The organism is Actinoplanes sp. NPDC051388 (assembly GCF_055586225.1).
Genome location: NZ_JBVJIP010000001.1, coordinates 286,463 through 300,402 on the forward strand (window position 1 = coordinate 286,463; position 13,940 = coordinate 300,402).

Here is a 13,940-nt window from a genome sequence, read left to right on the forward strand (position 1 = left end):
GAGGTTCATCGCTCGGTCGACGCCATCGTGGAGGTCGCATGGACGCCGCACATCCGCGCAGCGCCATGCCCGTGCCGGTCGGTCCCGCCGTCCCCCGGCCGCCGACACCATCACGCCCGCCCACCTTCTCCGAGCCGCCCAGCTCGCCCGAGGCGACCGGCCCGTCCGGGCCGGTGCGGCGGTCCGGCCCGGTGTGGCGGGCGCTGCGCCGGCCGATTCCGCCGCGTGTCCGGTCGGTGGTGGTCACCGCCGCCATCGCGGCCGCCGCCGACGCGCTGCTGTGGGCGATCGCGAGCGACGACTTCGCCGCGCTGCCCGCCGCGTGCTGGATCATGGCGGGGCTGGCGCTGCTGGTGGACTCGCGGCCCTACGTCGTGGCCGGCCGCCGGGCCAGTTCGATCATCCTGCCGTCGATCTGCTTCACGTTCGCGATCGTGCTGGCGTGGGGACTGTTCCCGGCGCTGGCGGTGCAGTTCGCCGCGATCACGGTGGCCGGCGCGCGGATGCGCCGGCCGGTCAGCCGCACGGTGCACCTGATGGCTCAGCACGCCGTCGCGCTCGGCGCCGCCGCGGTGGTCGCCGCGGTCGCCGGCCTCGGCTCGCGGCCCGACCCCGGCTGGGCGGACGCGCTCTTCATCGTCGCGGCCGCGGTCGCCTGGATGGCCGCCCGTTACGGGCTGGCGGCGCTGGTCGCGCACTGGCGCTCGGACGGGCGGCCGCCCCGGCCTCGGCGGCGCCGCCTGGAGATCTTCGCCACTGCGGCGTTGCTGCTGCTCGGGCCGGTGGTGCTGGCTGCCGCTGAGGGCGGGCCGGCGCTCGTACCCCTGGTGTTGTTGGCCTTGCATGCCGTGCACCGGATGGTGAAGTCGGCAGGGGAGCACGAACGCGCCAACCGTGTCGACGAGCTGACCGGCCTGCCCAACCGCCGCGCGCTGCAGGCCTCGGTGGCCGAACGTGGGCTGGGCCGCGGATTGCACCGCCCGGAGCGTCAGCTGGCCCTGCTGCTGCTCGACATCGACCGCTTCCGCACGGTGAACGACGCCCTCGGGCACGCGCTCGGCGACCGCCTGCTGGTCGAGGTGGCGCGCCGGCTGGCCACCGTGGTGCCCTCGCACGACCTGGTGGTGCGGCTGGGCGGCGACGAGTTCGCGGTGCTGGCGACCAGGGTGGACGGCGCCGCCGCGGCCCGCCGGATCGCCGGGCACCTGGCCGAGGCGCTGGGCCGGCCGTTCACGCTGGACGGCACAGCGGTCGACGTGAGCGCGTCGATCGGCATCGCGGTGCAGAGTGACCGCGGCAGCGACGGCGCCGCGCTGCTGCGTCAGGCCGAGGTCGCGATGTACGACGCCAAGCAGCGCGGCGACCAGGTCGCCGTCTACGGCCCGGACGCCGCGCACCACTCGCCCGACCGGCTCTCGCTGCTGGCCGACCTGCGCCACGCGCTGCGCGCGGACACCGGCGACGACGGCATCACCCTCTTCTATCAGCCGCAGATCGCGGTGGCGACCGGCGAGGTGGTCGGCGTGGAGGCGTTGCTGCGCTGGCAGCACCCGGTGCGCGGCCTGGTCGGTCCGGAGGAGCTGATCCGGGTAGCCGAGCAGACCCCGGTGATGCGCCTGCTCACGTCACGGGTGCTGCGCGAGGTGATCGCCCAGGTAGGCGCCTGGCAGACGATGGGCCGGCAGATCCGCGCCGCGGTCAACGTGAGCGTCCGCGACCTGCACGCGGGCGACATCGCCGACCGCATCCAGGAGTTGCTGCAAACCTACGGCGTCGCCCCCGACCTGCTTCAGCTGGAGATCACCGAGAGCGCGCTGATGGCCGACCCGCACCGAATCCTCAACACGATCACCAAGCTCGACCGCATGGGCATCGCGATCAGCCTGGACGACTTCGGCACCGGCTATTCGAGCCTGCAGCACCTGCGCCGCCTCCCCCTCTCCGAGGTGAAGATCGACCGCTCCTTCGTCCTGGGCATGTCCACCAACCAGGACGACGCCGCCATCGTCACCTCGGTGATCACCCTGGCCGAAGCGCTCGGCCTGCGAGTAGTCGCCGAGGGCGTCGAGGACGACCGCACCTGGCGCCTGCTCGCCGCATCAGGCTGCCACGCGGCCCAGGGCTGGTTCCACGCCCGCCCGATGCCCGCCGACGACCTGGTCACCTGGCTGACCCGCTACCGCCCCATCCACCCGGCAAACCTCTAGATCAAAACCTTTCGGATACGCGCACAGCTCAAGTCCCGCCCCTCCAGCGGACCACCGTCGTGCGCAAGGCCGCACGCCGCCCCCGGCCCACCGCGGGGGGAGTGGTCGGGGTTGCGGGTCGCCCCCGACTTGCCGCGGGGAGAGGCAGGGCTTGTGGGCCGATTCCGGCTCGTCGCGGGGAGGTCGGGGTTGCGCGCCGTCTTCGGCTCGTGGTGGTGAGAGTCCGGGGCTGCGCGCTGTTTCCGGCTGCCGCCTGGAGAGGCCGGGCCGCGCAGCCCCCGGCTCGTCACGGGGAGAGGTTCGGGGCGTGCGTAGCCGCCGGCTTGTCGCGGGAAAGATCAGGGGCGTGGGCCGTTCCGGCTTGCCGCGCGAAGAGGTCAGGGCTTCGGGCTGCCCGGCCCATCGCGGGGGGAAGGCAGGGTTGCGCGCCGCCACCGGCTCGTCGCGGAAGAGATCTGGGCCGCGCGCCGTGCCCGGCTTGCCGCGGACGGTCAGGGCTGTGGGCCGTTTCCGGCATGCCGCGCGGTGAGGTCAGGGCTGCCTGTCGTTCCCGGCTTGCTTGCGGGGCGAGGTCGGGGCTGCGCGCCGTGCCCGGTTTGCTGCGGGGAGGTTGGGGTTGTGGGTCGCCCCGCGGCTTGTGCGGGGAGTGGTCGTGGCTATGCGCTTCCTCCGGCTCGCAGCGGGATGAAGGCGGGGCTGCGTGCCGCTCCTCGCTCGTCGCGGGAGGTCGGGGCTGCGCGCCGCCGCCGGCTTGTCGCGGGAGAGGCCGGGGCTGTTGGTCGTTTCCGGCTTGTCGCGGGGGAGGTCGGGGGCTGTGTGCGGCTCCTGGCTTGCCGCGGAGAGAGGTCAAGGGCTGTGTGCGGCTCCTGGCTTGCCGCGGGGATAGGTCAAGGGCTGCGTGTGGCCGCGGCTTGCCGCCGGGAGAGGTCAAGGGCTGCGTGCGGCCCCCGGCTCGTCGGGGAGAAGTCGGGGTTGCACGCCGGCCCCCGGCTTGTCGCGGGGAGAGGTTGGCGCTGAGGGTTGGTCGGGGCTTGAGCGATATGGTCGCGAGCCGTGGATGCTCAAACCGAGGAACTGCGCCACGCGCATGATGTGCTGGCCGGTTGGTATGCGGAACGTCTGGGTGGGGTTCTGGAATCGATGCCGATCGAGCGGGCGGTGCTTGACCTGTTCAGTGAGCTGACGCGGGGCGCGGGCCTGGGCGCCGAGGTGGCGGACGTCGGGTGTGGCACCGGCCGGCTCATGCCCTATCTGGCCTCGCGCGGTCTTTCGCCGCGCGGCGTCGACCTTGCTCCCGGCATGGTCGAGGTCGCCCGCCGTGACCACCCGGCGTTCCCGTTCGAGGTGGCCGACCTGCGTGCCCTGCCGTTCCCGGACTCTTCGCTGGCCGGCGTGGTGTGCTGGTACTCGCTGATCTTTCTGCCCCCGCCGGCCCGCACCGTCGCCTTCGCCGAGCTCGCGCGCGTGCTCCGGCCGGGCGGCCACCTGGTGACCGCCTTCAAGGACGGCGACGGTCAGCACCGGCGCGCCGGGCGGTCCGCGAATCTCGGCGTGGAGTTCGACGCCTACTGGTTGCCCGCCCGGGAAATGCTGGACCTGGCCGCCGGTGCCGGCCTCGACCTGGTGTTCCAGGGCAGCCGCCCACCCGAGGAGCCGGAGACCTGCCCGCAGGGCTACCTCTTGCTCCGTAAGGCTTAGCACCGGTCGCTCAGGCGGCCGGCTCGGTCCGACGGCATGCTCTGCAGGCTTTGCACTCCGCCGACCAGCGCCACGGGGGATGTCGACCAGCGCGGCGCTCACCTGTTGCCGCGGCGAAGGATCTAGTGGCGGGGCTCGATCTCCGCGGCATCCGGCTTTCTATTTGCGTGGTGGGTCACCTTCGATCTGCGCGGACCTCGCCGTCCGATCCGTAACTGCCGGCGCGCTCGGCGAGGGTCTTGCGTTCGCGGCTTGTGGCATGCGCTGCGAGGGTTCCGCGTCTGCGACTGGCAACGTGCTCGGCGTGGGGTTTCGCGTCTGCGACTGGCGGCGCGCTCTATGTGGCGTCCGCGACTGCCACCGCGCTGTGCGAGCGTCTGCGACTGGCGGCGCGCTGTGCGAGGGGTTTCGTGTCTGCCGCTGGCGGCGTGCTCTGCGTGCGGTTTCGTGTCTGCGACTGGCGGCGTACTCTGCGTGGCGTCTGTGACTGGCGGCGTGCTGGGCGTGGGGTTTGGCGTCTGTGACTGGCGGCGTGCTGGGCGTGGGGTTTCGCGTCTGCGGCTGCCGGCGCGCTCGGCGAGGGTCTCGCGTCGGCGGGATGCGTCGGAGACGGTGCCCGCGGTGGCGCGGGGGACTCGCCGCTGGGCGGCGGGCGGCGCGAAGGCGCATCTGTGTTCTTCGGGCGCGGCCGGCCGGTCGGTCGAACGGACGCCGGCGAGAAGGTCTGGGAGCGGGGGGCCGGGGGCGGCGTGCGGCCTGGACCACGACGGTGGTCCGCTGGGACCACGGGACTTTTGATGGCTCGTATCCGGAAAGGGTTTGATCTTGAAAGAGCCCGGCGCAGGCGCCGGCGGCGCGGCGAAATAGACTCGGGCAGTCTTTCGGGTCCCATGGAGGGAAGTGCTGAGGTATGGCTGCCATCTCGCGGGAGGAGGTTGCGCATCTTGCGCGCCTGTCGCGGCTTGCGGTGACCGACGAGGAGCTTGACCGGTTCGCCGGGCAGCTCGACGTCATCCTGCAGTCCGTCGCTCGGGTGGGTGAGGTCGCTGCCGATGACATTCCGCCGACGTCGCACTCCGTTCCGCTGACGAACGTCTACCGCGACGACGTGGTGCAGCCCAGCCTTCCGCAGGCCGACGCGTTGTCGGGTGCGCCGGACCAGGCCGAGGGCCGGTTCCGGGTGCCCCGGATTCTGGACGAGGAGGCCTGAGCGTGAGTGACGTGACGCGGATGACCGCGACCGAGATCGCCGGGCTGATCAAGGCCGGGGAGGTGTCCGCCGTCGAGGTGGCCACCGCGCACCTCGACCGGATCGAGGCCGTCGACCCGCAGGTGCACGCGTTCCTGCACGTGGATCGCGAGGGCGCGCTCGCCGCCGCCGCCGCGGTCGACGCGGGAGACAAATCCTCCCCGCTCGCGGGCGTGCCGATCGCGGTCAAGGACGTGATCGCCACCAAGGGCGTGCCGACCACCGCCGCCTCCAAGATTCTCGAGGGGTGGCGTCCGCCCTACGACGCGACCATCGTCGAGCGGCTGCGTGCGGCCGGCACCGTGATGCTCGGCAAGACGAACATGGACGAGTTCGCGATGGGCTCGTCGACCGAATACTCCGCCTACGGCCCGACGAACAACCCGTGGGACCTCGGTCGCATCCCGGGCGGCTCGGGCGGTGGCAGCGCGGCGTCGCTGGCGGCCTATGAGGCGCCGCTCGCGATCGGCACCGACACCGGCGGCTCGATCCGGCAGCCGGGCGCGGTCACCGGCACGGTCGGCGCCAAACCGACCTACGGCGGCACTTCCCGGTACGGCCTGATCGCCTTCTCGTCCTCGCTGGACACGCCCGGCCCCTGCGCGCGCAACGTGGCCGACGCGGCCCTGCTGCACTCGGTCATCGCCGGCCACGACCCGCGCGACTCCACCTCGATCCCGCAGCCGGTGCCGGACGTCGTCGCGGCCGCCAAGCGGGGCGCCGAGGGCGACCTGACCGGCGTCAAGCTGGGCCTGGTCAAGGAGTTCGCCGGGGACGGCTCCGAGCCGGGCGTGCTCGCCGCCTTCCGCGAGTCGCTGGACGCCCTGGTCAAGCTGGGCGCCGAGGTCGTCGAGGTGTCCTGCCCGCACTTCCAATACGCACTCCCGGCCTACTACCTGATCGCCCCCAGCGAGTGCTCGTCCAACCTGGCCCGGTTCGACGGCGTGCGTTACGGCCTGCGCGTCGGCGACGACGGCAACCGCTCGCTCGAGGAGGTCATGTCGCTGACCCGCGAGGCCGGCTTCGGCCCCGAGGTCAAGCGCCGGATCATCCTGGGAACGTATGCGCTGTCCAGCGGTTACTACGACGCCTACTACGGGCAGGCGCAGAAGGTGCGCACGCTGATCACGCGGGACTTCGACGCGGCGTTCGAGCAGGTCGACGTGCTGGTGTCGCCGACCACGCCGTTCGTGGCGTTCCCGTTCGGGTCGCGCACCTCGGACCCCTACCAGATGTACCTCGCCGACCTCTTCACCATTCCGACCAACCTCTATGGCGGCCCGGCCATCTCGGTGCCGTGCGGCCTGTCCGAGGGCCTGCCGGTCGGCTTCCAGGTGATGGCGCCGACGATGGCCGACGACCGGATGTACCGGGTGGCGGCCGCACTGGAATCCGCGGTCGGCACGCTGACCCCGCCGTCGCTCTGAGCGTCGGCCCGCTCCCGGAGCGGGCCGGCGCCCGGCCCTAACGCGGGGTCGTCTTCGAGTCGAGCCAGGTGTTGATCAGTTTGCTGAAGTCCTTGCCGGTCCTGGCGTTGACGAAGGCGATGAACGACGCTCGATCCTGGTGGGTGTTGCGCTGCTCCTGGACCCAGGCCGTGGTCAGCGCGAAGAACTTCTTGTCGCCCAGCGCGTCGTTCAGCTCCTTGAGCATCGCGGCCGGGCACAGATAGACGTTGCTCTCCGCGAAGTAGGCCGGGTCGGGCTTGCCGGGCGGGCCACTGCGCTTGCGCAGCTTGGCGTCGCTGTCCCGGAGGTACCTCTCCAGCTGCGCGTCGGTCAGCTTCAACTTCTCCTGGTCCCAGAGCACCTGGGCATACATCGCGAAGCCCTCGTTGAGCCACAGGTCGGTCCAGGTCTTCGGGGTGACCGAGTCGCCGAACCACTGGTGTGCGAATTCGTGGACCAGCGTGCTTTCGAACTCCAGCGCCACCTGCCTGGTCCACTTCGTGCCGTCAGCGCCGCCCATGGTGAGCATCTGCTGTGTCTCCATCGCGGACACGCTGTCGACCACCACGGCGCCGGCGCTCGGGAACGGGATCGGCCCGAACCGCTTCTCCAGGAACGAGATCGCCGCGGGCGACTTCTTCAGCACCCCGAGCACGTTGTCGTCGATGCTCGGGCGGGTCCAGTAATAGAGCGGCAACCCGTGCGGCCCCTCGGCGGTGGTCTTCTTGTACTTCGACACCGCGAGCGTGACCAGGTACGCCGCCACCGGGTCCTGGCTCTGGTAGTGGAACGTGCTGCCCTCGACCTCCTTCGGCACGCCGCCCGCGACCGCGGACCAGCCCTCCGGCACGGTCGCGGCGATGTCGTAGAGCGCCTCGTCGGACGGGTGCTCGTTGGCCGGGTACCAGGTCAGCGCGCCCCACGGCTCCTGCATGGTCCACAGCGAGCCGTCCTTGGTCACCCGCATCCCGATGCCCTCGTCGGCGTCGCCGCGGCGGGACGGCATCGGCACCGGCTTGGGCGTGCCGTGGTAGTCGACCACCAACGTCACCGGCTTGTCCGCGGTGACCGGGACCGGGACGGTGAGCTTCTCCTCGGCCACCGTGCCCCGGGCGGCGACGTCGTCGACGGTCACCCTGTCGACGGTCATGCCGGTGAAGTCGAGGGAGATCTCGGGCGCGTTCCTCGTCGGCCGGATGCGCAGCGTGGCGGTGCCCTTCAGCTGCTTGTCCTCGGGCTCCCAGGCCAGCTCGAGGCCGTAGTGCAGCACGTCCAGGCCCGGGTTGCCGCGCTCGGGGTAGAGCTTGTCGGCCACCGGCTCGGACTTGCCGGCCCGCCAGGTGGCGTAATCGACGGCTGGAGGTGCGGCGGAGGCCGATGGGGTCGGCGGGGTGTCCTCGGCCGTGCAGCCGGTCAGGAGCACGGCGGTGACCAGGACGATCGAGGGGGCGGTGCGGCGCATGGCGGAGAACGTACCCAAAGGGGGTTGACCTGTGGGGGCACCTGAAAACGGGCCGACTAGGATTTGTGTCCATGAGCATCGCCACGCTGCCTTCCTACGACGACGCGATCAGCCGCTACGAGCCGGTGATCGGCCTCGAGACGCATGTCGAGCTGGGCACGAACACCAAGATGTTCTGTGGCTGCTCGACCGTCTTCGGCGCGGAGCCGAACACCCAGGTGTGCCCGGTCTGTCTGGCCCTGCCCGGCGCGCTGCCGGTGGCCAACCGGCTCGGCATCGAGGCCACCATCCGGATCGGCCTGGCGCTGAACTGTGACATCGCGGCCTGGTGCCGGATGGCCCGGAAGAACTACTTCTATCCGGACATGCCGAAGAACTTTCAGACCTCGCAATACGACGAGCCGCTCTGCACCGAGGGTTATGTGGACGTCGAGATCGACGGCGAGACCGTGCGGATCGGCATCGAGCGGGTGCACCTCGAGGAGGACACCGGCAAGACGCTGCACGTCGGCGGCGCCACCGGGCGCATCCACGGCGCCACCGAGTCGCTGGTCGACTACAACCGGGCCGGCATCCCGCTGGTGGAGATCGTGACCAAGCCGGTGCCGGGGATCGGCGCGCGGGCGCCCGAGGTGGCCCGGGCCTATGTGACCGAGCTGCGCGACATCATCCGCTCGCTGGGCGTCTCGGACGTGCGGATGGAGCAGGGCTCGCTGCGCTGCGACGTGAACACGTCGCTCAACCTGCCCGGCGCGGAGTGGGGCACCCGCACCGAGACGAAGAACGTGAACTCGCTGCGCTCGGTCGAGCGCGCGGTCCGTTCCGAGATCATCCGGCAGGCCGGGCTGCTCGACGCGGGTCAGCGGATCATCCAGGAGACCCGGCACTTCCAGGAGGACACCGGCGACACCCGCGACGGCCGGTCCAAGGAGACCGCGACCGACTACCGCTACTTCCCCGAGCCCGACCTGGTGCCGATCGCGCCCGACCCGGCCTGGGTCGAGGAGCTGCGCGCGACCCTGCCGGAGCGGCCCAGCGTCAAGCGCGCCCGGCTGCGCGAGGCGTGGGGGATCAGCGAGGTCGACATGCAGTCGGTGGCCAACGCCGGCGCGGTCGAGCTGATCGAGGAGACCATCGCGGCCGGCGCCTCGCCGGCCGGCGCCCGCAAGTGGTGGATGGGCGAGCTCGCCCGCCGGGCCAACGAGACCGGTGTCGAGCTGTCCGCGATCGGCGCCACCCCGGCCCAGGTGGCCGAGCTGCAGTCGCTTGTGGACTCCGGCAGGCTCAACGACAAGCTGGCCCGGGCGGTGCTCGAGGGCGTCGTGGCCGGCGAGGGCGACCCGGCGGCGGTGATGGCCGCGCGCAACCTCGGCGTGGTCTCCGACACCGGCGCGCTGGAGGCCGCGGTCGACGAGGCGATCGCCGCCAACCCCGACATCGCGGCGAAGATCCGTGAGGGCAAGGTCGCGGCGGCGGGCGCCCTGGTGGGTGCGGTCATGAAGACCACGCGCGGTCAGGCGGACGCCAAGACGGTGCGCGAGCTGATCCTCTCTAAACTTTCCTGACTTCACGCGCGCCACACATGATCTAGGGCATTCTCCCCTGTCGATAGACATCGACGGGGAGGAACGGCGTGAGCCGGTTCAAAAGATGGGGCTGGGGGCTGGGGATCGCCTCGGTCACCGCGGTCAGTGCCTTCGGGGTGGCGTCGTGGCAGGCGAACGCCGCACCCGATCCCGGTGCGACGACCGGCGTTGCGGCCGACCAGGCAACGGTTTCCGATCCGCAGCCGGGTCCCGAGCGGGCGTCCGGTGTGGGCGGTGACGCGCTGACCGCCGACGAGGTCGGCAAGGCGCGGGAGATCGCGCTGACCGCCGAGCTCAAGGCGCAGGCGCAGGACGTGACCGGCAAGGCGGGGCCGGAATACCTGACCGCGCAGATCGCCACCGAGGGCGGCACGCGGCGCGCCGACGTGTACTTCTACGACTACAAGACCGACAAGTTGGTGAAGCAGGTCGTCGACCTGGGCGCCGGCAAGCTCACCGGTTCGTATTCCGCGGCGGAGCTGCAGATGCCGGCCTCCAAGCAGGAGGTGGCGACGGCGTTCGACATGCTGCTCGCCGATCCGCTGGCGTCCGAGCTCGAGGACGCCTACAAGAAGGCGACCGGTAAGGAGTTCGCGGGCAAGGACGGGCTGGTGCTCAACGCCCACGTCTACAAGGCGCGGGCCGCCGACTCCGGCGCCCGCGACTGCGGCAAGCACCGCTGCCTGCAGCTGGTCGTGGAGACCCCGGACGGGCTCTTCATCGACGTCAACCAGATCATCGTCGACCTCTCCGGGCGCAGCGTCGCCCGACTCCGCTGAACGGGGACCTGTCTTGAAAAGACTCACCATCGGGCTGCTGACGCTTGCGTTGGTGGCCTTCGTGCCGACGTCACCCGCGCAGGCCGCGCCGGCCGAGCCCGCGCCCTGTGCCCCGGAGTCCACGGTGCACGAGACGTTGCCCAACGGCACCGTCTGGGACCTGTGCTGGCACATGGACGAGCGGGCCGGCCTGGTGCTGGAGAACGTGTCCGTGGGCTACGCGAAATACCCGGCGCAGACCCAGATCCTGCAGTCGATCCGGCTGGCCCAGCTCAACGTGCCCTACGACTCGGGTGACACCGAGTACAACGACCTCACCGACTACGGCTTCGGCGGCTGGGACCTGGAGACGCTGAAGGGCGAGGACTGCAAGGGCGGTTCGGCTCGCACCGGGTCGGACGGCGGCGCCGAGCCGCGGGTGCGCAAGGTGCTGTGTGTCAGCGCCGAGCGGTCCGGCGCGGCGTACCGGCTGCACGGCTACACCGAAGAGGGCGAGACGGTCTACTCCAAGCAGGGCCACGATCTGGTGCTGCGCTCGATCAGCAAGGTCGGCTGGTACGAGTACGTGACCGAGTTCCGCCTGGCCGACGACGGCACCATCTCGGCCCGCCTGGGCGCCACCGGTGACCTGTCGCCGGGCGACTATGTGGACGCCGACCGCGGCTGGCCGATCGGCAAGGCGCAGCGCGACTTCGCGGCGATGCACTACCACAGCGCATTCTGGCGGGTCGACTTCAACATCGACGGCAAGGGCCGCGAGACGGTCGAGCAGTTCGACACCAAGACCGACGGCCAGGGCTCGGTGGCCGCGCGGCTGACCACCACCCGCGAGACGATCGCCACCGAGGGCAGCTTCTCCAAGGTGAACCAGCGCTGGTGGCGGGTGGCCAGCAAGAACAGCAAGAACGACGACAAGCACGTGCGTTCGTACGAGCTGGTGACCGGCGCGGACGACAAGTACGAGGCGCACCCGGAGACCACGCCGGACGTGACGTTCACGCAGAACCATGGGTGCGAGATGTTCGCCACCGGCAACGCCGACCCGGAGTGCCCGCGCCGGCACACCATCCTGGACTTCGCCGGCAACAACGAGACGATGAACGACCCGATCATGTGGGTCCGGGTCGGCTTCCACCACGTGCCGCGGGACGAGGACCAGAGCCCGATGCCGCTGCACTGGCAGGGCTTCGACCTGGCGCCGCGGGACTTCACGGCGCAGAACCCGCTGACCCCGCCGGAGCTGTCCGGCGTCAACGGTCAGGGCAACTGAGGTTTCTTTCGGCCCGGCCCCGTCACCGGGGCCGGGCCGCTGGGGGAGAACATGCGTCGCTACCTGCTCGCCGGCCTCGTGCTGGCGGCATCCCTGGGCGGGGTCGGTCTGCTGCACCGCCCGGACCCGAAACCCGCGGCCGCGGCATCGGCCGAGCCGGTCGTCGTCGCGCCCAACGCGACCGACGTCGCGTTCGCGCAGATGATGGTGGCCCACCACGAACAGGCCGTGCGGATGAGCAAGGCGCTGATCGCCGAGCCCGGCGGCGTGCCGGAGCGGGTCCTGGCGATCGCCGAGTTCGTGGCCCACGACCAGCAGCGCGAGATCGACGAGACGAACGCGTGGCTGTCCGCGTGGGGCGTCGAGGGCACGCACGAGCACGGCGACGGGCACGGCATGCTGACCGAGGCGCAGCTGGCTGAGCTGGACAAGGCACCGGCCGGGACGCTGTTCCTGACGCTGATGATCGAGCACCACAAGGGTGCGATCACGATGGCCCGCTCGCTGCTGGATGCCGGCGGCCAGAACGTCTACACGCACAGCCTGGCGAAGCACGTCATCAACGAGCAGACCGACGAGAACACCGCGATGGTCAAACTGCTCGCGGAAGCCCGCTAGGGTCCTGAGCTCGGGAGCGGCTGATTCGGGGTGACGCCGCTGTTCACGTTCGGGTCGGTGGTCGGGGCGGGCTCCTGGCCGATCACCTTGCGCTCCAGCGTGACCTGCGAGCGGCCGGTGCCGCCCAGCTGGATGTCGTCGTACGCCTTCAGCTCGTGCCGCTCGTCGAAGTACAACACCGACATCGAGATCGGCGTCGGCTCCTCCTTCTCCAGGCCACGCAACCCCGCCGCCCCGGTCGACCCCTCCACCATCAGCCGGGTGGCGATCCTGGCCCCGTCGGCCGCGGGAGCGGGCGCCGGCGAGGGGTCCACCACCGGCGCCGGCATGATGCTCACCTGACGCCGGTGCAGGTGGCCGCTCAGCACCAGCGGCACCGAGCCGGACAGCGGCGGCGCCATCGCCGGGTCGTGCACCAGCGCCACGTCCACCTTGGTCTTCTGCGTGCGGATCGTGGTGGCCAGCTGCTCGCCGGCCCGCAGCAGCGGCGACGACGGCTCCGAGTCCGCGTTGCCGACCATCGGCGCCGGCTCGTCGGTGCTCTTGTCGGGGGTGAACTCCGGGTCGCCGATCCCGGCGATGGTCAACCCCTCGATCTCGGTCACCGTGTTGTCCAGCACCCGCGCGTTCGGCTGGCGCTTCACCGCCGCCTCGGTGGCCGGCGAGTCGTGGTTGCCGCGCACATAGATGTACGGCGCGTCGATCCCGGCGATCTCCGACACATATGTGTCCTCCGCGCTGCTGCCCCAGTCCACGATGTCGCCGGTGTCCACCACCGCGTCGATCTCGAACTGCTGCACCACCGTGCGGATCAGGTCCCACGACGACGGGTTCAGGTGCAGGTCGGACACGTGCAGGATGCGGGTGGTGTTCGCGGCCGGCTCGTAGACCGGCAGGCTGGACACCGTGGTGTAGATCCGGCTCACGTTGCTGACCAGTTGGGACAGCTGGTCCGCGTACCGGCCGTAGTTGTCCGCGATCCGGCGCGCGTCACCGACCACTGCGGGGGCGTTCACCAGCAGCCCCTCGTAGCGCGGCTCGCTGATCGAATCGGGCCGCGCGGTCGCCGCCGCCAGGCCCATGCTGCCCGCCGTGAGCGCCAGCGAGAGCAGCCCGGACCAGGCCATCCGGCGGCTGCTGCGGAAGACCAGGGCGGCCAGCAGCAGGCTGGTGACCACCGCCGCGCCGAGCGCGCGCAGCGCCAGCCGGACCACGCCGTTGGTCACGTCGTCGACCGCGCTCTGCCCGGCCGCGCTGATCGCGGTCGGGTCGTCGATCAGCGCCTCGGTGCGGTCCTGGTCGAGCGAGCCCAGATTGACCTTGAGGTGGATCGGGCCCCGGTGGCTGTCCAGGTGCAGCGAGCCGAGCGGCGGGATGTCCACCTCGGTGCCGCCGTGGAAGGACGGGCTGACCGACATCTCGGCGCGGAACGGGCCCACCGCCGTCTCGGTGTGCGCGAACAGCAACGTGCCGACGACGGTGCCGGCCACGCCGACCAGGGTGATCATCGCGGCCAGCCGGACCCGTGCGGCCCAGCGACCGGTCAGTGCGGAACGGACGTAACCGGGAATTCGACGTAAGAAAGAGCGCATCGAGCGCTCACCTGCCCCTTTGATCCACTAT

At 71.2% G+C, this 13,940-nt stretch carries 10 protein-coding genes; 8 read left to right on the top strand and 2 right to left on the bottom strand.

Going from position 1 to position 13,940, the window contains the following annotated elements; genetic code table 11:
* Window positions 1-38 precede the first annotated feature (38 nt).
* The 4 genes from ACZ6TI_RS01405 to gatA all read left to right on the top strand — a co-directional run bounded on the left by ACZ6TI_RS01405 (window position 39) and on the right by gatA (window position 6,581).
* Window positions 39-2,207, top strand: a complete 2,169-nt coding sequence (locus tag ACZ6TI_RS01405; RefSeq protein ID WP_465342992.1) for a putative bifunctional diguanylate cyclase/phosphodiesterase — start codon at window positions 39-41, stop codon at window positions 2,205-2,207.
* 1,053 nt (window positions 2,208-3,260) lie between these two features.
* Window positions 3,261-3,905: a class I SAM-dependent methyltransferase gene (locus ACZ6TI_RS01410; RefSeq protein WP_465342993.1), complete on the top strand. Its 645-nt coding sequence runs from the start codon at window positions 3,261-3,263 to the stop codon at window positions 3,903-3,905.
* A 910-nt stretch (window positions 3,906-4,815) separates the two neighbouring features.
* On the top strand, window positions 4,816-5,115 hold the full coding sequence (gene gatC / locus ACZ6TI_RS01415) for an Asp-tRNA(Asn)/Glu-tRNA(Gln) amidotransferase subunit GatC (protein ID WP_465342994.1): 300 nt from the start codon (window positions 4,816-4,818) through the stop codon (window positions 5,113-5,115).
* A gap of 20 nt (window positions 5,116-5,135) precedes the next feature.
* Window positions 5,136-6,581: an Asp-tRNA(Asn)/Glu-tRNA(Gln) amidotransferase subunit GatA gene (gene gatA, locus ACZ6TI_RS01420; RefSeq protein WP_465343518.1), complete on the top strand. Its 1,446-nt coding sequence runs from the start codon at window positions 5,136-5,138 to the stop codon at window positions 6,579-6,581.
* A gap of 37 nt (window positions 6,582-6,618) precedes the next feature.
* Here gatA and ACZ6TI_RS01425 read toward each other — a convergent pair whose 3' ends face one another.
* The gene (locus ACZ6TI_RS01425; RefSeq protein ID WP_465342995.1) at window positions 6,619-8,064 is read right to left on the bottom strand and encodes a M1 family aminopeptidase; all 1,446 of its coding nucleotides are present in this window, start codon (window positions 8,062-8,064) and stop codon (window positions 6,619-6,621) included.
* Between the two features lie 71 nt (window positions 8,065-8,135).
* Here ACZ6TI_RS01425 and gatB point away from each other — a divergent pair, with 71 nt between their 5' ends.
* The 4 genes from gatB (at window position 8,136) to ACZ6TI_RS01445 (ending at window position 12,317) form a co-directional block, all read left to right on the top strand.
* Window positions 8,136-9,629 (top strand): Asp-tRNA(Asn)/Glu-tRNA(Gln) amidotransferase subunit GatB, encoded by a 1,494-nt coding sequence (gene gatB / locus ACZ6TI_RS01430; RefSeq protein WP_465342996.1) that lies wholly within the window; start codon window positions 8,136-8,138, stop codon window positions 9,627-9,629.
* A gap of 68 nt (window positions 9,630-9,697) precedes the next feature.
* Complete coding sequence (locus tag ACZ6TI_RS01435; RefSeq protein WP_465342997.1) at window positions 9,698-10,429, top strand: hypothetical protein; 732 nt, start codon at window positions 9,698-9,700, stop codon at window positions 10,427-10,429.
* A gap of 13 nt (window positions 10,430-10,442) precedes the next feature.
* Window positions 10,443-11,699: a copper amine oxidase gene (locus ACZ6TI_RS01440; RefSeq protein ID WP_465342998.1), complete on the top strand. Its 1,257-nt coding sequence runs from the start codon at window positions 10,443-10,445 to the stop codon at window positions 11,697-11,699.
* Window positions 11,700-11,750: 51 nt separating this feature from the next.
* Window positions 11,751-12,317, top strand: a complete 567-nt coding sequence (locus ACZ6TI_RS01445) for a DUF305 domain-containing protein (protein WP_465342999.1) — start codon at window positions 11,751-11,753, stop codon at window positions 12,315-12,317.
* Here ACZ6TI_RS01445 and ACZ6TI_RS01450 read toward each other — a convergent pair.
* Window positions 12,314-13,909, bottom strand: coding sequence for a metallophosphoesterase family protein (locus ACZ6TI_RS01450; RefSeq protein WP_465343000.1), 1,596 nt, complete (start codon window positions 13,907-13,909; stop codon window positions 12,314-12,316). The genes ACZ6TI_RS01445 and ACZ6TI_RS01450 overlap by 4 nt on opposite strands.
* Window positions 13,910-13,940: the final 31 nt, after the last annotated feature.